Raw genomic sequence first — 21,493 nt, forward strand, 5'->3', positions numbered from 1 at the left:
TCGCCAATGGCTGGCCAAACAGCGCTATCGAGGCGCTCATGCCTTGGAACTACCATCGCTGAACGGCATCAGCTACCCGCTTACCACAATGTGGTGTGGCGCCCCGTTTCATTTCCGAGCCACCTTGCGGGCAAGTTCGACAGCCTTGACAGCGTGCGGCTACGCGTCACCGCACTACCGCAGTTTCCCAGCAACGAATGCCTCGATCGCATTGACGTGACAGCCCGCAAGTCCGGAAGCTTCTCGCTCCAGCGCTTCTTCCGCATAGCTAGGCTGGACGCCCGCAAAACGGCCCCGAACAGATGCGCCTACCGCGTCTTGCCGTTGAGCCGGTCGACGACCACGGTCACTGTGTCCCGGCCGTCGCTTTCGCGACGCAATTCGCTTGTTCGTTGTCGGAACGGTTACGAAATTGCGTCTCAGCAAACAGACCGGATCGGACAACGAAAAGGCAACATATTGAATTAAAGCGGCTTTTAGTTTGGCATGGCTCTTGCTTATTGAACGTTGACATTCGCCCATATGGAGTCGTTCACGATGATTTCGCTTCAAAAATCTCCTGCGCCGGCGAGACTGCGGCGGTCACCAGATCTGCGCTCAGTTCTACGGCTACGCGTTTTTCGTGAAACCTTTTCAGGCTGGTCGATGGCTTTGGCCGGCGACGAATTGCCAAAAATTCCATCTAACAGAATTAACCATGCGGCTTGGCTGGAAACAGTCGAATTCCGGGATGTGGAGCGCAACCAGATTTCGACTAGTACGCATAAAAGCAGAGCAAACCCAAACCGGAGAATCTAAAATGTCTGATGACTTCGCCTATAACGACAATTGGGCTTCAAATTGGGCTCCAATCTATGAAAAATTCAACAGCATCCGCGGCAGAGTCGCTGAAGCAGACGAGACTGCCGCGTTTCTTGAGCGATATTGCAGCGGAGGGAGTGCTCTTGAACTTGGTATTGGCGACGGGCGCGTGGCAGTGCCATTGAGCGAGCGGGGCGTCAGGGTCGAAGGTATCGACAATTCGGATAGCATGTTGAAACTTCTAGGGAAGCGTACCGATCTAATCAAGGCTTGGAAGGGGGACATGGCCAATTTCAGAACGGACCAACGCTACAATCTAGTGTTTTGCGCTTATAACACATTGATGGTGCTCGTCACCCGTGAAGCGCAAATAAGTTGTCTCCGATCTGCCGCGGAGGCGTTACATGACGAGGGCACTCTGGTGCTAGAATTGCCTGTGCCGGTCATGGATGGTTTCGTCGGCGGCCAGAAAACTACTACTACGCTCGTCGATCACGAGAATACATTTGTCACTGCGGATATCCACGATCCACTAAACCAGAACTTGGTCTCATCCCTCCTCTGGTTTTCCGGTACATCGATCAGACGTTTGCCCTATCGCGTTCGCTACGTGTATCATCAGGAGCTCGATACCATGGCCGAATGCGTAGGATTGAAACTAGCGGAACGGTGGGGAGATTGGACTAGAGGTGAGTTCACCGAAGGGTCCAAACGTCATATCTCGGTTTACCGCCGTGCCCGCCTTTAGAGCCTGATTTGGGCGCGGCTGGGTGCCTCCGACTTGCAGCTTTGCGCCTTTACGGCTGAGGGTAAAGCAGCCGGGTGACAAATCACCTAATCCTTACCGTCACTGGAGAGACACCAATGAAGTATCCCAAGGATGTAACTGATGCCGTGGAACTCATCTGGGGCGAAGGCATGCTTTCGCCGGGCGGGCCGGAGAAGGTCGCGCAGATGTTGGAGGGTATCGACCTTTCCGGCCACCGCGTGCTCGACATCGGTTCCGGCCTAGGCGGCATCGACGTGCTGCTGGCGGCCACGCACGGCGCGGCGGCCGTCATCGGCATCGATGTCGAGCCGCAACTGATCAGATCGGCTCGCGACCTAGCGGCGAGGAAGGGGCTCGCCGGGCGCGTCACTTTCCAGCTGGTCATGCCGGGGAAGCTCCCGTTTGAGGATGCCAGCTTCGACCTCGTCTTCTCCAAGGACGCTATGGTGCACATCGCCGACAAACCGGCGCTCTATGTAGAGGTCCTGCGCGTGCTGAAGCCCGGCGGCTGGTTCATTGCCGCGGATTGGCTCTGGTCCGAGGGCGCCGCCGAGAGCGGCGTAGTTCACGCATGGCTCTCGAAATCGCAACCGGGATTCGCCTTCACGACGCTTGCGGCCGCCCGCCAGGCGCTCATCGACGCAGGTTTCGCCGAATCGAAGGTCACCGATCTCCGCCATGAACTGCAGCAGGCCAACCGCAAGGAGGTAGCGCTACTCAAAGGTCCGTTACGCCAGAAGCTTGCGACGATCGTCGGCACGGAGATAGCCGAGGGCCGCTTCGCCAGTGCCAAGGGCCGCCAGGCAGCGCTCGATTCCGGGGACCTCATCCCTTGCCATCTCACGGGCCGCCGCCTGTCCTAGGCTCTCACGTTCCCTGTCAAGGCTTAAGGCGAGAGGGAACAATTGCTTGGCGCGAATGTGGTCAAGAATGATGGATGACCTTTTTCGCCCCATGTCCTTTGTCACAGGTTGTCTTTCGTTGATGAGGGCAGCACGGAGACGGGATGGGCCTCACATGAGGAGAGTCAAACCGGAACTGTCGTCAGGGCGACATTTTTGCACTCCAGCGGTTGTTACGGATAATACACTGAAAATCAGGGCCAATTGTCGCGAGCTTCTCGTATCGCAATGTCGTAGAATGCGAAGCCCACCGGACAGCCAGCCACGGGAGATCCATCGAAATTCGGCGGGCCGTCATACCTTTCTGGTTGCGGCTGTGCTCGTGAAGGGTCAGTGTAAGGCGGCTAGAATGGTGACCGACGGCGGAGGCGAAGGACCCGTATCTCGCTGCCGACGTAGATTGAGCTTCCTAGGGCGACTTGAGGACGCCGGTCGCATCATGCACCTCGCGCCCCCCAACTGCACTCTTTCCCAACTCGTCGTCTGAACCCGCCGGGCTGTCAGATTCTCCTTATTGAAATCCCTTACGATCATGATTCACCTCTTACGCTGCCGTGTTCACGGTGCTGCCGATCACGCTTTCGATGGCGTCCTCGAGGATGTCGAGGCCTTGGCTAAGCTGATCCTCCCCGATGACAAGAGGTGGCAGACACTTCACGACCTCGTCTTTGGGACCAGCGGTCTCGACAACGAGGCCATTCTGAAAGGCGGTGCTGATGACTTGACTGGCAACTTCGCCAAACTTCAGATCGATGCCCCGCATCATGCCACGACCCTTGGCTGACACGCGGCTTGGGTCGTATTTCTGCGCGATCTGCTCAAGGCGGCTTTTCAGCAGATTGCCTTTCTCCACGACGGACGCCGCCAAGCTGTCTGTGCGCCAGAAGTGCTCCAGGGCTGCCCGGGCGGTCACGAAAGCATGGCAATTGCCGCGGAACGTACCGTTGTGTTCTCCCGGCTCCCACTTGTCGAGTTGTCGGTCAATTAGGACGAGGGCCATAGGCAGGCCATAGCCCGATATCGATTTCGCCATCGTGACGATGTCCGGGCGGAGTCCGGCCGCCTCGAAGCTGAAGAACGCATCGGTCCGGCCAACACCCGCCTGAATGTCATCTACGATCAGCAGAGCTCCGTGTTTGCGCGCAATGGCCGCCACCTTGCGCAGCCACTCCGTGCCGGCGACATTCAGGCCGCCTTCGCCCTGAACTGTCTCGACAATCACCGCCGCCGGAGCGTCCACGCCGCTGGAGGGATCGCAGAGCAGACGATCAAGGTAATTGGCGGTGTCTACAGTGGACCCAAGATAGCCGTCATAGGGTAGCCGCGTGACGCCGCCGAGCAGCTGGCCGGCGGCAGCCCGGTGGTATCGGTTGCCGGTGCAAGAGAGTGCGCCAAGACTCACGCCATGAAAGCCGTTGGTGAAGGCTACGATGTTGGACCGACCAGTGATCTTGCGCGCTAACTTGAGGGCAGCCTCGACCGCGTTGGCGCCGGTGGGACCGGGAAACTGTACGACGTAGTCCAGTTGTCGCGGACTAAGGATCGTCTCGTGAAATTCTCGCAGAAAAGACTCCTTGGCTTCGTTATACAGATCGAGGCCATGGGTGATGCCGTCGCCCGCAATATAATCTGCGAGCGCGGATTTCAGCTCGGGAGGATTGTGCCCATAGTTTAAACTTGAGCAGCCCATGAGAAAGTCGAGATAGGCTGTTCCATCTCGCGCAAACAGCTGCGCCTCCCGTGCCCTCGCGAAAACGACTGGAAAGCTGCGAGCGTAGCTGCGCACCTCAGACTCGAGATGGTTGAAGATCGCGAATTCCTCCTCGCGATCCGGTGCACTTTGGTGAGTCATCGTTGCCTCCTTATTTGGGTATGGCTAGGCATATCGGCGGGAATGCCTGCAGGGCTGATGGAGCGTTCGATGGACCGATGGCTATCGTGTACTCGCTCTCACGCTCTCCCTTGGTCTCGCGGTCGAACCAGAGCTTGCCGGATTGGTGCACCCAAGTCCCGAGCCACAACTGCGAAGAAATTTAGATGCCCTTTCGGGAGCGTCACCGTGCCTTTGATGTGCGTCACGCCCTCGCAAGCCGGCTCGTTCAGGGCTGAGAGGATGAGTTCCTTGCCCAAGCGCATGTTGCGTAGCTTAGGTTGCACAGCAATTCCAAATGCAGACCATGGAGCCGTCGCTCGGCCGCGGGTAGGCCGACAACCAGCCAACCACCTCACCATCTCCCTCAGCAAGCACGCAGGTGGCGGCGAAATCACTGCAAGCAACAGCTCGAATACAGCAAGTTGCGGTCTAGTTCCGGACACCTCGCAATTAGTTCCCATACATCGGCTGCATTAATCTCCGCCGGTCTTCGGAATGTCATTCGCGACAACTGGACGTTGAGTGGCACCGAGACCATCCGAATGCTCCCAGGCGAACACTAGTGCGTGTCGTGTTTCACGAAGAGGACTCCTCAAAAGTCATGCCAATTGCGCCGAGGGACCCTTAGAAATATTTTTCTGAGTTTTGCACAATGACTTGACCCAGAGCGCAGCAGGCACCCACGCCGAAAACAAAGTGTCGCGGATTCGACAGACACGACAGTAAGTGTCGGTTGCCCGACGTTTTCTCAGGAACGGCGACGGGATTTAACAACGGGACTGCTAGCGGATCATCTGCAACTGAGGACGGAGCAGGTCCGCCGCCTCCGTCAGGCGTTCAGCTTCATCGTCGACCAGCGGGCCGCGCCGACGAGCTTCACCGCGGACATTGACGGACAGGGGAGGGGAGGACGCCTCTGGCGGATCGTCGGCAAAAAAAGCCCGCCGGAACGAACCGGCGGGCGAGACGGGAGGAAACGATTGTAACTGGAATCAGGCGGCGAGAACGACCGTAGGCTCGACCAGTTAGTAGCCGAGCGCCTCGGCAACAGCCCGGTTGGTGATCTTGCCCTTGTGGACATTGAGGCCGTTGCACAGGTGATGGTCGTCGACCAGGGCCTTCAGGCCGCCGTAGTGCAGCGTCGCGTTGTTGAGGGCATGGGCCGAGGTGACCGGCACAGCACCTGGCATGTTGGCGACGCAATAGTGGATGACGCCATCGAGCTCATAGGTGGGCCCGGCATGAGTCGTCGCATGCGACGTCTCGAAGCAACCGCCCTGGTCGATGGCGACGTCGACCAGCACGGAGCCCTTCTTCATGCCCGAGAGCATTTCGCGCGTCACCAGTTGGGCGCTGCCGCGCCCGGGACGGCGCCGACGTCGATGTCGGCCGAGAAGCATTCTTCCTCGAGTGCTTCGACGGTCGAGTACCGGGTGTGCACGCGGCCGGCAAAGAGGTCGTCGAGCTGGCGCAGGCGCGGGATCGAGCGGTCGATGATGGCGACGGCGGCGCCAAGCCCCACCGCCATCCTGGCCGCGTGCAGGCCGACGACGCCACCGCTAAGCACGGTGACTTTGCCGGGCAGCACGCCGGGCACGCCGCCCAGCAGCACGCCACGGCCGCCATTGGCCTTCTGCAGCGCCGTGGCGCCGGCCTGGATCGACAGGCGTCCGGCGACTTCAGCAGCGGCAGGCCGCCACGATCGTCGGTCACGATCTCGTAGGCGATTGCGGTCACGCCGGAAGCGAGCAGGCCCCCTTGGTTTGCTCCGGATCCGGAGCAAGATGAAGATAAGTGTACAGGATCTGGCCTTCGCGAAGCTGCGCCCATTCGGTGGGCTGCGGCTCGTTGACCCTTCACGATCATGTCCGACTTGGCGATCACGTCGGCGGCCGTCTTGGCAATCGTGGCGCCGGCGGCGCGATAGGCGTTGTCATCGGCCCCGATGCCGGCTCCGGCGCCGGTCTCGACCAGCACTTCGTGACCATGGGCGACATATTCGCGGACCAAGCCGGGTGTGAGGCCGACGCGATATTCGTGGTTCTTGATTTCCTTGGGGCAGACGACGCGCATTTTTCTTTTCCTGATCCGGCCCTTTTGGGCTCGTTCCCTGTATTGGTGGAGTGAACCACGAATCGGTGCGCAGGTGTTTGCGAATGCGCCTGCGTCAGCGGGCGTGTTTCGACAATCGCTGCGTAAAACAGCCAGATTTTCGCAGGATCACGAAAAATGCCGCTCGACAGGATTGACATCGCCATTCCTGAGGCTTTGCAGAGGATAGGCGGACATCTAACAATGCGCGCCGGATCCGGGCCGGCTCGAACCCCATGGTTCCGGATGATCTGGTCGCCTGCGGCTGCAACGGAGCAGTCGTAGGCCCGGGTATGCTGCGGTGCCAAAGGCCTTTCCGGTCGCGACTCGCCGCCTACCCCGCTTCCGGGGAAAGGGGCGCGATGCCAGCAGGAGATCACCGACCACATCATTGCCGAGCTGGAGCGCGGCATCGTGCCGTGAGTCAAGCCATGGGGCAAGGCAAAGGCCGGCCTTGGCCCGCGGAGGAATGCTTCCGGGGCGCCAGCCACCGCTCCTACAGCAAAAGAACAGCAGCTATCGCAGGATGCTGGCAAGGCATCTTGTCGGCGTCGAGGAGCTCCGTGCTCGCCTTACGCAGGCGCATAGTTCAGACATGACGTCCGGGAGACTGATGCCGGACAAAGACATCAACAATACCCAAAAGCCATCCTGATCCGAAGCGCATCTAAGCACGTCCATTTCAGGCGTTAGTCGAGGCCGCATTGACCAGGGTCCCTTCTTTGTCCGCTGGAGGAGGGCGGCCGCCCCTCGACAACGGCTTCTTCAAGTGTCGCCCGTGCAGGGACGACCGTAAAAAGGGCGCACGAGGCGCCCTTCATTTCAGACCGGCTATCAGCAAGCCGCCTTCGCCTTTCGTGATCAGAAACGGTAGGTGACACCTGCGCCTATCAACCAGGGATCGAGCGAAGCCTTCCCCGTCAGCTTCGCGCCGTCCACCGTGACGTCGAAGTCTGGCTTGAGGAAAAGCTTCTTTACGTCGAAGTTGACGCCCCAGTGCTGATCCACCATGTAGTCGAACCCGACCTGCAGCGCGGTGCCGAACGTGTCCTTAACCTTGAGAGCATCGGCGCTGCCGACATCCTGGTTGTAGAATATCGTGTAGTTTACGCCGGCGCCAACATAGGGCTTGAAAGCGCCGAAATTGGTAAAATGATATTGCAATGTGAGCGTAGGCGGCAGCAGCCAAACCTTGCCGATCTTGCCCAGCCCGCCGATCGTCCCTTGGCTGCCGATGTTGGCATAGGTGGTGCCGAGTATGAGCTCGGCGGCGATGTTGTCCGTGAAGAAATAGGAGATATCGAGTTCCGGGATCACGGTGTCCGAATAGGAAAGACCTGAGCCTGACACTGCATTGACGTAGCCCGAATCCTCGGTAATGACCCCCAACCCACGCAGGCGGAGTTGCCAAGGACTTGGCTCTTGCGTGACCGGGGTTCCTGCCTGCGGGACGCTCGCGGCTCGCGCAAGGTCCGCCGCGACGGCCTGCTGTCCCATCACGATGAGGACAACGGCCGCTGTTACTCCCCGCGCCGCGCGCATTTGGTTTCTCGCCATGATATTCTCTCCTTGCTCTTCAGAAAATGTGGACTGAATTACGAAAAATCTGCTCGAATTGCGTGGGATTGGCGGAGCGCTCAGCGCAGTTTGAGTGGGACCGCGCACACATTATTGGCGCCGTGCTCGCAATCATCTGTACCCACTGATTGAAACGTTGCTCTTTGTCTGGGTCCCGCTCACCTATCGAACGCCATCGGCTTGCCAGCCGATCGCACTGCGAAGGAAATTGGTGCCCAGGGCAATGAATGCGGCCCGCTCCCGATTTTTTTTGCCGTAGCCGTGCCCGCCCGCGCCGGGCTCGTAGAAGTAGGCGGGATAGCCAAGAGCCTGCAGCTTTGCGGCCATCTTACCCGCGTGGCCCGTGTGGACGCGGTCGTCACGCTTCGTGGTGGCAAGCAGGATCGGCGGATCGAGCTGTCCCGGCGTCGCGGCGTGATAGGCGGAGATTTCCTTTAGGAAAATCCATCCCTCCGGCTTGTCGGGATCACCATATTCGTCAATCCAGCTCGCGCCCGCCAAAAGCTTGGTGTAGCGGCGCATATCGATAAGCGGGATTGTGCAGAACAGCGCGCCGAAACTCTCAGGATAGCGGATAAGCATAATGGCGATCAGAAGGCCGCCATTTGAGCCGCCCTCGGCGGCAATCCGCCTCGGCAGCGTAATGCCCCTTCGCACGAGGTCGGCGGCAACGGCGGCGAAATCGTCATGGGCGAGACGCTTGCCCTCCCTGCGCCCGACTTCGTGACGAGGGGTGCCGAACTCTCCGCCGCCCCGGATGTTCGCCACCACGCAGGTGCCGCCGCATTCGAGCCACAGCTTGCCGAGCGAGGAGTTGTAGTGGGGTAGGAGCGATTTGCCGTGCCCGCCGCAGGCGGTGAGGTGGACCGGGGCATCCCCGTTCCCGTTCGCCGGACCGACCTGCGTGTAGGGGATCATCTCCCCACCGGTCGAGACTGCCTCGTGGCGCGTGACCACCAGCCCGGATGCGTCGAAATTCTCCGGGTTGCGCTTCAGGATTACTGGAGCGCCGAGAGGCGCCGCGGCATTGAGGTCTAATAGGAGAAGCTTCCGCGGCTTGATCGGGTCCTGAGCCGAAACGAGGACCTCTCCGTTGGTCTCGTGATGTTCCGCATCGAGCGACCGAAGGTGAACAGTCCCTCCGGCGGGCACGGTGTCCAGCACTCTGCGCGTCCATTCCTGGCGGTCGGGGGTGAACATGTCGAAACGCGGAACGAGGTAGACGAGGTAGGAGATAATGAGCTTCCCGTTATTCCAGAAGAATGACTGCAGGGAGCGCCTGTCGCCTGGTTCAAAGAGGGTGGCAAAACTGCGCTCGCCGGCGATGAAGGAGGAAAGCGAGATACCGATCAGCGCGTCCGCGGCATGGGTCGTCCCTCCCACTGTCCACGGCTTGCCCGGCCTTACCGCCAGCCAGTCGCCGAAGCCGCTCCACGAGGCGTCCTGAGGAAGGTCGATCCGCATCTTCGGCCCGCTCCTGTCGCCGATTCGGCCGATCTTCTCAAAGAAGGTCGCCTGCTCGATGAACCAAAGGCGCTCGCTCTCGGCGGTGCGGTCCAGATGGCAGGACACGCCGAGGGATTCGGGACCGGTCTCGAAGATTACCGACGCGGTGAGCGGATCCGCGCCACGTTTCCACAGCCGCACGGTGCGCGCGTAGCCGCAGCGGGTGGCCATGCCATCACCAAGCGCACTGGAAAGCAGAAGCGTGTCAGGATCGAGCCAATTTACCCCGCCCTTGGTCTCCGCGAGGTTGAAACCGTCGGCGACGAAGCTAAGAGACTCCAGATCGAATTCGCGATGCACGACCGCCTCGCTGCCGCCGCGCGAGAGGCGTAGAACGGCTCTTTCCCGTCTCTCTGGCTCGATCGACGCGCCCCCCCAGACCCAGTCCTCTCCGTCGCTAGCGGCGAGGGCGTCCACATCGAGCAGGAGCTCCCACTGAGGATCCGCCTTCATGTAGGCGGCAAGGCTGGTTCGGCGCCACAGTCCGCGCGGATTTCCGGCATCTTGCCAGAAATTGTAGAGGTACGGGCCGCGGCGGGTGATCAAGGGAATCTTGTCAGGACGGTAGAAGATCGCTGTCAGGGTGTCACGGTCGCGATCGAACTGCGTTACACCGAAGTGCCCCAGGGTTCTGGCCGACTGGCTGGCGGCCCAGTCAAGTGCCCGTTCGCCTTCTACATCTTCGAGCCAAAGATAGGGATCATCGTCGGGAGCATTCAGCGTTGGGCGGAAATCGAATGCGGTCATGTCCGGCTAACCCGAAGAGTGATGTCGCCTGGAAAACAGGCGCAAAGTCTTCCGTCGGCCCGGGAAAGCTCAGTTTTCGCGGCTGCGACCGCATGTTCGGCGAGCTTGATCATGGCATGATTTCTCCTCAGTCCTTGCCGCAGCGCGTTTGCGGATAGCCTGGCACGTGTCGTGCCAAACGAGAAAATCATTTCACAACAATGACATGGCTGTGATTGCGGTGTGTCTCATGTCCGACTTTGTCGAAGACCCGACAACGAGTGCAGCCGTGACCGCCTGATAGAGTGCAGCCGTGACCGCCTGATAGAACCTCCTGTGCGAGCTCGGTGGGCACTGCGGAATAGCAGTGAAGCTCACCGCGAACTGGCCGAGCTTCGGATCGACATCGGCGACGGGGCGATCGACGACCACTACGTCGCCAGTGTCGGGCGCGGCACAGCCTGAGGACTCCGCGGCGGCGATCATCAAATAACTGCGTTTACGACGGCTCCCATTCCTGGCCGACCGGTGGGCGCGCAAAAGACTGCTTTGCGGCCTCATCCCTCCGCCTGGATTGAGTCGCAGGGACCGAATGGCGTCCTGCTTTGGACCGGCAGAGTGGTCATAACGCAATTCTCTTCCGGCTATCTTTACAGAGATTCGACAATCCAGTTGGTGAGGGTCCCAGATCGCGCAATCATTGATGCGCTCAGGTCTGGGCATGCGCCGATCCGCAACCATCTCATCAAGAGCATCGATCCGACGCCAACGTAGAGAATTGCTTCCCCATGAGAGAGGCCTCGCGGCGGACATGAGATTGCGTCACTCTTCATGATCGCGGCCTCCGAGAATGTCGGGATAGAGCCAGTGCAACGGCACGACAGGGCAAAGGATCTGGCAACTCTTGCAACTGCCGACCTCGATGAACAAGGTATATCGCGATCTGTCCGACAGAGACACAAGGTTCTGCACTGTTCGTTCATGAAGACGTCGTGCTGGTCTCCATAAGAGAAGTATTCTGGTGCAGAAAGTGCCCGATTAGCTATTCGGAAAAAGGCGACATCGACGTGCAAATCGAGCGCCGCCGTGAGGCGTCCCTCAATGTCGGATTTCCGACAGGATCGCAAATCCGCCAAGCCATTGTTAAATAAACTTTTCCTTCTCTGGCACGGCCCATGCATGGGGTTCTGCGAACGCATCAGCGAGACCTCCTCCATGATCATGCGCACCGAAAATGCCGTCGCCGCAGTGAAAACCGCGCTCTCGCCTGCCGCCAAAAGACGGGCGCGCCATGGTTGAGGCGGGCGATTGCGCCGGCTTCAAACACCTGAATGGGCTTGGAAAGCGTCTCGCGTGATGGCGACGCGGGCATCCAGACGGGCGGAAAGGACATACGTCGTTGCCCCACGTAGCCGGTATGACCCGTCGATTGTCACCGCGCTGGAATGCTCGGCTCTACATTCGACAACCCGAACGCGCAGGACAATTCTCGCAATTCCGGTCGGCACCGGGGTTCGAAAACGCCCCGCGAGGGGGCCCAATGGCTATGGCCGATATTCGCCGCGAACAAGCCGCCGAGTCGGAAAAATCTATAGGAGCAAAGCAAGTGGAGTTATCTTGCGTTGGAGTCGGTGCTGGGCCGTCTAATTTGAGTCTTGCGTGTCAGATACACGAGCAAATTGGGCAAGGGGCGCTGTTCCTGGATCGGCAAGTCGATTTCCGTTGGCATCCAGGCATCGCTTTCGATTCCTCAGAGCTCCAGGTGAGCCACTTCAAGGATCTGGTCACGCTGGTGAATCCGCGATCAGCCTACACTTTCGTAAACTTCCTGTACGAGAACGGGCGTCTGTACCACTTCCTGAACGCACAGTTCGACGCTGTGTTCAGAGCTGAGTTTGAGCAGTACCTGAACTGGGCCTTCCACAGGAACCCACTTGTCCGTGGCGGCGAGACCGTGCACGAAATCCGCTTTGACGGCGCGTTTCGGGTGCGGACCGATAACGCGGTTCTCGGCGCCAGAAACGTCGTGGTTGGCATTGGCAAGCAGGCGCAAATCCCGCCTCAGTTTCAGGGCTGGATTGGACGCAACCTGTTCCACTCATCTGTTGTACTGCACATCCACCCTGAGGTGCGGAGAAAGCATGTCTGCGTGGTCGGCGGAGGCCAGTCGGGAGCCGAGGTGATGTTGCATCTTGTCGGCCTGCCGAAAGAACGGCGGCCTGCCTCGATCACTTGGGTCTCGCAGCGCGAAAACTATCTGCCTCTGGACAACAGCCCGTTCACAAACGAGTTGTTCATGCCCTGCTTTTCGGATCGTTTCGCGGCGATGAGCGAGTCGCAGCGTAAGCTGCTCCTGCGGCGTTTCGTGCTTGCCTCGGACGGCATTTCGGAAAGCACGTTGCGCGCGATCTATCAGGCGCTGTACCGCCACGCGTTTTTCGAGCCAAACCGATCCGACATCACACTGCGGCCGGGCTGCACCGTCTCGCACTGCATCAACGCCGGCGCGGGTCACAGGCTGACCCTGCAGCACGGCATGGTCGAGGTCGAAGAAGTCGCGGCTGACATCGTCATCCTGGCCACCGGTTACGAGAACGCGGTGCCAGACTTCTTGGAACCCATCGCGCACCGGCTGGAGCAGATCGACAATGAATTAGCTATTCGCGAGGATTTTTCGGTGAGCTGGGACGGACCGCGTGACAGACGCATCTTCGTACAAAACGCGAGCCTCGGGCAGCGCGGCCTGGCCGATCCGAACCTAAGCCTGCTGGCCTGGCGCGCGCGCCGCATCCTCGATAGCCTTCTTGGGCGCGCGCCATGCGCGAACCCCGAGCATCCTGGCTTCATCAGCCATACCTCGATCGAGAGCTGGCCCGCCCCCGCAGCCGAAGAAATGGGCAGCGGGATATGACTCGTAGACTTTTGATCATCGGCGGTGGCATCCTAGGAATGATGTGCGCCTCCGCTGCGGCGAAGGCCGGAGGCTTCTCCGAAATCATCGTGACCGAACAAGCCCTTGGACCAAGCGGCGCATCGCATTATTCTGGGGGCGTGCATTTCCCCTGCGGTCGTCAAGACCGTACCAGGTCGCTCACTCGAAAGAGCGCCGTGGTCTTGGCGGCCATGGCTGGGTCGGCGGTCAGCGGATGGTGCCGGCCTTTAGCGATGCGTGTCGTGGCTGGACCGGGTGAAGCGATTGATCCGGCCCAGTTTACGGAACCCCTGGACCCGGCTGAGCCTGACATAGGCAGTCTCGCGCCGAGCTTCTGCGGACAATATCCGCCGGAGCGGAACGCACTTAGCATCGCCCCCCCCATGACGTGAGTCCGTATCCGTGGACCCGCAACTTGACCAGCGCCCGACTGCCCTAATCGGGATGTCCGACCAACCAGTCTTTCCAACAGGAGGCTTTTCGCATGTTGACTGATGCACAAAGAGAAAGGTGGCAGAAAGACGGATACGTCAGGCTCGAAAGGTTCTTCGCTCCTGCGGCTCAGGAAGATATCTCTACTTTTGTCGAAGATATGTCACGCTGGGATGTAAGCGATGATAAATGGCTCATGTGGTTCGAGAAGACTACGGACAATCGAAAGATCATCTCCAAGATCGAGAATTTTCTCGACTTCCATGATCCATTGCGTCGTTTGCTCTTAGAAGATCAGCGCATAAAGTCAGCGGTCGAGGATTTGCTTGGCGAAGATTCGCGCAGGCTCAAGGAGTTGCTGATTTTCCACTACCCCGACAGCGGCGGCTATCTCCCGCATCAGGACATTTATCACATTCCACACAAACTCCCCGACCGGATGGTCCATGCGGTGGTTGCCATAGGCATCGACGACTCCGACCCGGAAAACGGCGGGCTTTTCTTCAGCCCCGGCAACCACAAGAAGGGGGTGTTTCCCATGGATGCCGGTGGGGTGATCGATCCTCAAGTCGCCGAAATGTTCTCCTGGGAACCCGCAGTATGGAAGGCTGGCGACATCTTCATCTTCGACGATTACGCACCGCACTACTCACGACCGAACAAAAGCAATCGTTCGCGGCGGACACTCTACTTGGTGTTCCAGCGTGCTTCAACCGGTGGACCGACCCGCGCTGAATATAACGTGCTTAAGCGCGCCCTTAACCCGCCCGAGGGCAAAGTGGCCGATCTCGACAAACTCAAGCCCCCAAATGGCATTTTCTATCGCGATTGAGCTCACGCAGCCAGGCGGAGGCATGCGCACCAAACTGATCGACCGCTCAAAAATGCGCGGAGAGTATGGCGTTCTGATTTGCGGGCTCGCGGAGCATCGACCGCAGCCCGTTACGACGCTTTGGCACGTGGATTGTGGAGGTGGTCGCAGGGCGGTCTTGTATGACGCCTACAGCCCGACTGGCGCCCCCTCGTCGCCGCCTGGCGGCCCAGAGCCGCATTATTCTGGCCGGGGCCGCCAACGGGTTGGCGTACCGCCCCTCTGCGCAACTTGCACAAGAGGCTGTTGCGTTGGCAGCCGAAGATACCACTGCTTCAACAGCTTAGGTTCGTCATGCGCAAACACAAGTTTTCTCGAACCGGGCTGTCGCGCGCGTTCGGTATCGACATGGCCACGCTTGGAACGGGAAGCGCCGGCACGGGGTTTTCGTTCGGTAGGGTGGCACCGGGCGTTACATCCGAGCCCCATCGGCACGACGAAATCGAGGCCTTCGTGGTCCTGTCTGGCGCGGGCAAGGTCACTACCGACCGTGGGGAAATCTCGGTCGAGGCGGGCGATGTCGTTCTGTTCCACCCTTTTGAAGCGCATGTGCTGCGCAACGACGGAAACGAAGACCTAGATTTCGTCGATGTCTACTGGCGAGACGGCGAGGCCGCCCTTGATGCCGCTGCAAAGACCGCGGCTCCACGCGGGCCGATCTTCGTCTTCTCCACGCCGCCAACGCCTAATGGCGATCTGCATTTAGGGCATCTTTCTGGCCCTTATTTTGGCGCTGATGTCTATACGCGTTTCCTGCGCATGAAAGGGGTCGAGGCCTACCACCTGACAGGAAGCGACGATTACCAGAGTTACGTCGCCACTCGTGCCGACGCCGATCAATCGACGCCCGCAGAGGTAGCGCGCCACTACGCGGACGAGATTCGCGCCACGCTTGCACTTTTTGACTGCGAGATCCACAGCTTCCTACACACGATGGGTGATGCCGCTTATTGCGAATTTCAAGCCGCGTGTTTCCGTAGTCTTCTGAGCAGCACGGCGGTAGATCTGCGCCAGAGCCCTGCGCTTTTCGATGCCGTGACAGGCCATTACCTTTACGAACCGGATGTTAGCGGCCTCTGCCCCGATTGCGGCGGCTCCGCTGGTGGCAACATCTGCGAGGAATGCGGCGGCCCAAACCTTTGCCACGACTTGGGTGCAGCCCGGTCACGGCAGTCTGCCGAGGCGCCGCTGGTCGGCTCCGTCCGCCGCCCGGAACTTGCCTTGGACCGATGCTACGACAATATCGACCGGCATCTAAGGGCGTCGGGCGTCCCGCTACGGATCTTGGATCTCTTCGCGCGCCTACGCCGACGCGGCAACTTTTCAGTGCCCATTACCCACCCCTCGGACTGGGGCCTGCCAGCCGAAGGGTTCCCGGGGCAAGTGATCTGGGTCTGGCCGGAAATGGCCTTCGGTTTTCTTTACAACATCCAGGCGCTCGGCCGCTTGCTGGGTCGCGACTGGAAGGCGGAGATGCCCGGCAACGACTGGCAGATTGTCCATTTCTTCGGCTTCGACAATTCGTTCTACCACGCGCTACTTTACCCCGCTCTTTACGCCGAGGTCTTCTCCCACTGGACGCCACGCATCCACTATCACGTCAACGAGTTCTACCTGCTCGACGGCAAAAAGTTCTCAACCAGCTGCCGCCATGCGGTCTGGGGCAAGGAGGTTCTGAGCCCAAAGACAGTCGACGTCGTGCGCCTCCATTTGGGCCTGACACGCCCGGAAGGTGAGCGGACGGATTTCACGCTGGACGCGCTGCGCCGCACCGAGAACGAGGTGTTCCAAGGGATTTGGCTGAACTGGCTTGATGCGTTGAACCAGGAAATCAAGCAGGATTTTGCCGGCCGTGTACCCGATGCAGGCGACTGGAGCCCGGTCGACCGCGCCTTCTTTGCTCGGATAGAGATCTATCGCGCGGCGATGGAGCGCGCCTATTCGGACGAAGGCTTCTCGGTCCGGCGCGCGGCCGCTCAGGTCTGCGATTTCGTGCGCGATTGCGTGATCTACCGTCGGGCGCGAGACTATGCGGCGGCGCGGCGTTTCTATCCCGCCCGCAATCGGACTTCGCTAGCCCTTCAGACGACGGCCGCTGCGATCCTGGCACCGACACTCGCTCCGCTGATGCCCCGATTCGCCAGAACGCTGGCGCGAGGCATCGATGGCGTCTCAACCGAAACATGGCCCCGGTCCGTCCAGCGCCTTGCGCCCGGGACGCGCTTTGATCTCGGACCCGTGTTGGTGTTCTACGCCAAATCCGGCAATCCTCATCTCGATGAGGAGGAAGCACTATGAGCCCAAAGGTGCACCAGTGAGCTATCCCATCTCGACCAGATCTGCGCGGCAATCAAAGTCGATGATGCCAAATATCCTTACTCGCTGTCACTGGCGGCCGAAGCCGCTATCAGACGGTAGAGACCAGATTGGCGGACCTGAACCAACGCATCGTTGACACCCTGGCCCGCGCCTTCGAGGACCGCTCGGCCGATCGCTTCCCAGCCCTTACTGTTTCGTGCCGCAAATGCCGTGTGGGCTCGACTGCGCTGACCAACCTCTTCGGCATCGCGGGATTTCCGTCCTCCAGCCGGTCAAGACTGTCATGCGGTTCGAGGCGCTTGGTCAACCTGGCGCGCCCTGGATCGTGCCCCGATCACCGGAAATGTCGAATGCGAATGCCTGCCTGATGGTATCTTCGATTCTGTACGAGCCTGTACTGGCGCGGCAGTCGGCCGAGGACCACTGAGCTACTGACAATCGGAAGGTAGCAGGTTCAAAATTCTGCCTCAGAAACCGGATATTGCGCACAACCAGCGTTCACGATCGCGATGGTGCACAACCTTCCAACCAGACCCGCGCAAACACAGCCCGTCGCCTGAAGATAGTCGGCGAGGGCCGCCAAATCCCTCGCAAGCGTATCCTCCGTCACATGCACGCTCGCCGACAATGCAGACGCTTGTGTCGTCGAGAGATAAGTCCAGCCAGGGTGCTCCTTCAGGATTGCGTGTTTGCTCGGGTACGGAGCCGCCCAGTTCCCAATCGAGGAGGCGATCCTACAATTCACATATTTGGAGATCGCTCGCTAGGTTACCCGGTCTGTGAACCCTGCAAGCCGAAAATTCAGATGCCGCCCATGCAGAGATATTTCATTTCTAGGTAGTCCTCGAGGCCATGGCGGGATCCCTCCCGCCCGATGCCGGACTGTTTTATCCCACCGAACGGCGCCGCTTCTGAAGACATCCGGCCGGTATTTACCCCGACCATTCCATATTCCAAGGCCTCGGCCACACGCCAGACACGCTTCAGGTTGGAGGCATAAAAGTAGGCCGCGAGGCCGTAGATCGTGTCGTTAGCCTCACGCACGACCTGATCCGCATCTTTGAAGCGAATAAATCGGTGCCAGCGGCCCGAATGTCTCTTCTTGCGCGACGGTCATCTCGCTGGAGACACCGGTCAGGACTGTCGGTTGGAAAAACGTGCCATTCGTGCCGACGCGTTTGCCCCCGCATCGAATTGCGCCGCCTTTGGCGACGGCATCGGCAATATGGGATTCGATCTTGGCCAAAGCGTGCTTGTCGATGAGCGGTCCGATGTCCACTCCGGGAGCGAAACCGTCACCAACTTGAAGTTGGCGAGCCCGTTGCACGAATTTCTCGACGAACTCGGCGTGAACGCCCGACTGGACGTAAAGGCGGTTCGCCGAAACGCAGGTCTGGCCGGCATTGCGGAACTTCGCCTGGATCGCACCGTCAACCGCGGCATCGATATCGGCATCATCGAAGACGATGAAAGGTGCATTGCCGCCGAGCTCAAGGCTGACTTTTTTGATCTGGTCCGAGCACTGGCGCATGAGAAGGCGCCCGATCTCAGTCGACCCGGTGAAGCTGATCTTGCGGACCTTGGGATTGGTACAAAGTTCGCGGCCGACCGCGTCACCTTCGGACGCATAGATCAGGTTGACGACGCCTTCGGGAAAGCCAGCCTGATGGGCGAGGGCGAACATTGCTCCCGCCACGAGTGGCGTCTGTTCAGCGGGCTTGAGGACGATCGTGCAGCCCGGCGCCAAGGCTGGCGAGATTTTGCGCGCCACCATCGAGGCCGGGAAATTCCATGGCGTTATCGTGCCAACAACTCCGATGGGCTGCTTGATTACCAGCATTCGGCGGTCCATCGATGGTGCGGAGATCGTCTCGCCATAGACGCGATTGGCCTCCTCGGCGTACCATTGCAGATACGCCGCAGCATGCGATATCTCCGACTTGGCTTCTGCAAGCGGCTTGCCCATCTCCGCGGTGAGAATCGCGGCGAGATCGTCGGCGTGGTCGATGATCAACTGATGCCATCGCCATAGAACGTCGCTGCGCTCACGTGCGGTCAACCCTGCCCATCCAGGCTGCGCGACATAGGCCTTGTCGATCGCAGCGCATGTCTCCTCGATACCCATGTCGGGTAGATCTGCCAGCACTTCGCCAGTCGACGGGTTGAGGACCTCGAATGTCCGCTCGCTAATCCGCGTGCCAAGTGCCGGCAGGCGATCAATGGGTCCAAACAGGTCAGGGGATCTCAGGTGACGGATCATCGGCAGGCACAGGGGCAATACCGGATTCCTCCTCAACGCAGCAGGTATATATAGCAGGTGCGGTGTGTACTCCGCGACGTCCGGGTTCCTTATAGGGCCTCGGCCAGACAGCTGGTAGACCACGGTAACCAACTGGAAAGGGAGAATACCTGAATACGCTAGAAGATGCCTCGCGGTTCTACTAGTCGAACGATTGAACAACGGACATCGGCTTCGCCAGCCGCGCGGAGTGGATGCTGGTGGACTGCGCCTACAATCTGCGGACCACGAATGGGCGACTCTATCCACTCGAAGAGAGGCTGGCCTGAGGAGGAGCGCACCCCAATAATGACGCCTGAACCGGCAGATGCCTGGCAAGGCCCGCGAAAACCGCTCCTCGCGGCTTTAAACAGATCCCGTTTACCCGGCGAGCGCCCGCAAGATGAGAAAGAGGATGGAGAGGAACAGGGTGGCGAAGGCGCGCCGAAGGAAGACCGGCCGGCGCATTTGCATGGAGATGGAGCTCATGATCAATTCCCCGCCTGTTGCTGCGGCAAAAGATAGCCTGTCGTCGAATGGTCGAGCACCAGATAACGCGCGGCGACCGCCTTGACCTCGTCGGTGGTGACCTTGCGGACGCGGTCCGGTCTCTCGATCACGTCCTTCACATTGCCACCGGTGGTGAGCGTCTTGCCATAAATGTTGGCGATGTGGTCCAGCTCGTCGTGCGCAAAAATCACCGAGCGGATATAGCGGTCTTTGGCCTTGTCCAGCTCGTCGCTGGTGACGCCATCCTTGGCGATCCGGGCGACTTCGGCAACGGCCGCCGCTTCGAGATCGACGAGCTTTGCATCGCCGCGCGGCGAGCCGGAGACGGTGAAATTGGTGTCGTCTAGCATGGTGCCCTGGAAGGAGGCGCCGGCCGCCGAGGCTATGCCTTGCTTGACGACAAGCTCCTGAGATAGCCGGCTGCGGTTACCGCCGCCGAGGATCTCGGCCAGCAGGTCGAGCGCCTCGGCCTCGCCGGGCTCTGCCGTATGATAGGACGGCACCACCCATTGAGTGGAAAAGCTCGGCACCGAAACGCGCGCATCGGTCAGCGTCACTGTGCGCCTGGTGTTCTGCTCCGGCTCGACCGGACGGTTGCGCGGGGGCAGGTCCGGCCCGCGCACAACCTTGCCATAGGTCTTCTCGGCCAGCGCCTTCACCGTCTCAGGCTCTACGTCGCCGGCCACCACCAGCACGGCGTTGTTCGGTCGGTAGTATTTGTTGTAGATGGTGAATGCGTCGGTGCCGTTCAGCTTCTCCATCTCCTGCATCCAGCCGATGACCGGAATGCGGTAAGGCTGGTTTTGCCGCAACGTCGCGTTGACCTCCTCGTCCAGCAGAGCATGCGGGTTCGTCTCTCTGTGCCAACGGCGCTCCTCCAGGATCACGTCGCGCTCGGTCTTGATATCATCGTCGTTGAGGATGAGGTTGAACATGCGATCGGCCTCGAAGCCCATCATCTCACCCAACGCCGAGGGCGCCACCGTCTCGAGGAAGGTGGTGTAGTCATAGGCGGTGAAGGCGTTATTGTAGCCGCCGATGGCCGAGACGGCTCGGTCGAACTCGCCGGCGGCGTGGTTGGTCGTCGCCTTGAACATCAGATGCTTGAGGAAATGGGCAAGGCCGGATTTGCCGGGTGGCTCGTCGGCGCTGCCGATCTTGTACCAGACCATATGAGTGACGATCGGCGCGCGGTGATCGGGGATAACGACCACTTCCATGCCGTTGTCGAGCAGAAAATCCGTCACCTTGCCGCCGTCGCTGGCGGCCAGAGCCGGAGAGGTCGTCACTAGGGCCAGCGCGGTGGCAATGAACGCCTTGCGCAGCCAGGTGGACGATCGATGGCTGCGGTTGTGGTGGCTGGTCGAAAGGCAAGGTTCGAGGCAAAGTGATTTGTTCCTCATTTTGATGAAGGCGCTGCGTCCCCGTCTCCCCGCGTGGGAGGATCGGCGGGCAGCGCCGAGCCAGATGAATAAGCTCTTCATGGGGCCAAGCCTTACTCGAGCCTCATCTTTGGATGGACCCAGGAGACCTGCGGCGGTATTTCTTGGTGAGGTGATCATGGGACGGATTCTCCTTGGTCCGCGACGCCTTGCGGATGACCAAGCATGCACCGTGCCAGATCAGAAAACCGTTCGAGGCAGTGGACAAATCGGGCTCTGCCATGTTGCGCATCCGACATTGTCGGATATCGGACAGGGCCGAACGCGACGCGCGCGCGGCTGAGAATATCTTCTTCGTTCGGAAGACGATTGGGCGCGCTGCCGGGGAGGGGTATAGGATGCGCTTCGAATGGCCGCTGCACTGACGGTGAGAATGGAGATGTTGGTCACCCCAGCGGAACCCTGTCTTCGACAGCCAGACCGGGTCGATGCTGAAGGGCAGAGGCGTGAGCAGCCCAGCCAA

The 21,493-nt window shown here is 60.0% G+C and carries 12 protein-coding genes and 4 pseudogenes; 8 read left to right on the forward strand and 8 right to left on the reverse strand.

Going from position 1 to position 21,493, the window contains the following annotated elements:
* Nucleotides 1-80: 80 nt before the first annotated feature.
* From NKH83_RS24650 to NKH83_RS24660, 3 genes and pseudogenes are all read left to right on the forward strand, one after another.
* Nucleotides 81-195: pseudogene (locus NKH83_RS24650) on the forward strand (saccharopine dehydrogenase family protein); the annotation flags it as partial.
* Between the two features lie 604 nt (nucleotides 196-799).
* On the forward strand, nucleotides 800-1,549 hold the full coding sequence (locus NKH83_RS24655) for a class I SAM-dependent DNA methyltransferase (RefSeq protein ID WP_352807938.1): 750 nt from the start codon (nucleotides 800-802) through the stop codon (nucleotides 1,547-1,549).
* 116 nt (nucleotides 1,550-1,665) lie between these two features.
* Nucleotides 1,666-2,433 carry a methyltransferase domain-containing protein gene (locus NKH83_RS24660; RefSeq protein ID WP_352807939.1) on the forward strand — a complete coding sequence of 256 codons (768 nt, stop codon included), beginning with the start codon at nucleotides 1,666-1,668 and terminating at the stop codon, nucleotides 2,431-2,433.
* A gap of 583 nt (nucleotides 2,434-3,016) precedes the next feature.
* Here the strand turns inward: NKH83_RS24660 and ectB are convergent.
* From ectB to NKH83_RS24690, 6 genes and pseudogenes are all read right to left on the reverse strand, one after another.
* Nucleotides 3,017-4,324: a diaminobutyrate--2-oxoglutarate transaminase gene (gene ectB / locus NKH83_RS24665; RefSeq protein WP_352807940.1), complete on the reverse strand. Its 1,308-nt coding sequence runs from the start codon at nucleotides 4,322-4,324 to the stop codon at nucleotides 3,017-3,019.
* 1,046 nt (nucleotides 4,325-5,370) lie between these two features.
* Nucleotides 5,371-5,957, reverse strand: a pseudogene (locus NKH83_RS24670) (alanine dehydrogenase).
* A 122-nt stretch (nucleotides 5,958-6,079) separates the two neighbouring features.
* Nucleotides 6,080-6,418: pseudogene (locus NKH83_RS24675) on the reverse strand (alanine dehydrogenase); the annotation flags it as partial.
* Between the two features lie 879 nt (nucleotides 6,419-7,297).
* Complete coding sequence (locus NKH83_RS24680; protein WP_352807941.1) at nucleotides 7,298-7,993, reverse strand: OmpW/AlkL family protein; 696 nt, start codon at nucleotides 7,991-7,993, stop codon at nucleotides 7,298-7,300.
* 183 nt (nucleotides 7,994-8,176) lie between these two features.
* The gene (locus tag NKH83_RS24685) at nucleotides 8,177-10,267 is read right to left on the reverse strand and encodes a prolyl oligopeptidase family serine peptidase (protein ID WP_352807942.1); all 2,091 of its coding nucleotides are present in this window, start codon (nucleotides 10,265-10,267) and stop codon (nucleotides 8,177-8,179) included.
* Between the two features lie 192 nt (nucleotides 10,268-10,459).
* Complete coding sequence (locus NKH83_RS24690) at nucleotides 10,460-10,732, reverse strand: hypothetical protein (RefSeq protein ID WP_352807943.1); 273 nt, start codon at nucleotides 10,730-10,732, stop codon at nucleotides 10,460-10,462.
* Between the two features lie 615 nt (nucleotides 10,733-11,347).
* Here NKH83_RS24690 and NKH83_RS24695 point away from each other — a divergent pair.
* The 5 genes from NKH83_RS24695 to NKH83_RS24715 all read left to right on the forward strand — a co-directional run bounded on the left by NKH83_RS24695 (nucleotide 11,348) and on the right by NKH83_RS24715 (nucleotide 16,779).
* Complete coding sequence (locus NKH83_RS24695; RefSeq protein WP_352807944.1) at nucleotides 11,348-11,545, forward strand: hypothetical protein; 198 nt, start codon at nucleotides 11,348-11,350, stop codon at nucleotides 11,543-11,545.
* Nucleotides 11,546-11,786: 241 nt separating this feature from the next.
* Complete coding sequence (locus NKH83_RS24700; protein ID WP_352807945.1) at nucleotides 11,787-13,157, forward strand: lysine N(6)-hydroxylase/L-ornithine N(5)-oxygenase family protein; 1,371 nt, start codon at nucleotides 11,787-11,789, stop codon at nucleotides 13,155-13,157.
* On the forward strand, nucleotides 13,154-13,570 hold the full coding sequence (locus tag NKH83_RS24705) for an FAD-binding protein (RefSeq protein ID WP_352807946.1): 417 nt from the start codon (nucleotides 13,154-13,156) through the stop codon (nucleotides 13,568-13,570). The genes NKH83_RS24700 and NKH83_RS24705 overlap by 4 nt, the downstream gene beginning before the upstream one ends.
* A gap of 92 nt (nucleotides 13,571-13,662) precedes the next feature.
* Entirely contained in the window at nucleotides 13,663-14,442 is a 780-nt protein-coding gene (locus NKH83_RS24710) for a phytanoyl-CoA dioxygenase family protein (protein ID WP_352807947.1), read from the forward strand.
* A 333-nt stretch (nucleotides 14,443-14,775) separates the two neighbouring features.
* Nucleotides 14,776-16,779 carry a class I tRNA ligase family protein gene (locus tag NKH83_RS24715; RefSeq protein WP_352807948.1) on the forward strand — a complete coding sequence of 668 codons (2,004 nt, stop codon included), beginning with the start codon at nucleotides 14,776-14,778 and terminating at the stop codon, nucleotides 16,777-16,779.
* Between the two features lie 822 nt (nucleotides 16,780-17,601).
* On the opposite strand, the pseudogene NKH83_RS24720 reads toward NKH83_RS24715, so the two are convergent.
* A pseudogene (locus NKH83_RS24720) lies at nucleotides 17,602-19,060 on the reverse strand (NAD-dependent succinate-semialdehyde dehydrogenase).
* A 509-nt stretch (nucleotides 19,061-19,569) separates the two neighbouring features.
* The gene (locus NKH83_RS24725) at nucleotides 19,570-20,991 is read right to left on the reverse strand and encodes a M16 family metallopeptidase (protein WP_352807949.1); all 1,422 of its coding nucleotides are present in this window, start codon (nucleotides 20,989-20,991) and stop codon (nucleotides 19,570-19,572) included.
* Nucleotides 20,992-21,493 lie beyond the last annotated feature (502 nt).

Origin of the sequence: Mesorhizobium sp. M0909, assembly GCF_040319515.1 — a bacterium.
In the GTDB taxonomy this organism is placed as follows: domain Bacteria; phylum Pseudomonadota; class Alphaproteobacteria; order Rhizobiales; family Rhizobiaceae; genus Mesorhizobium.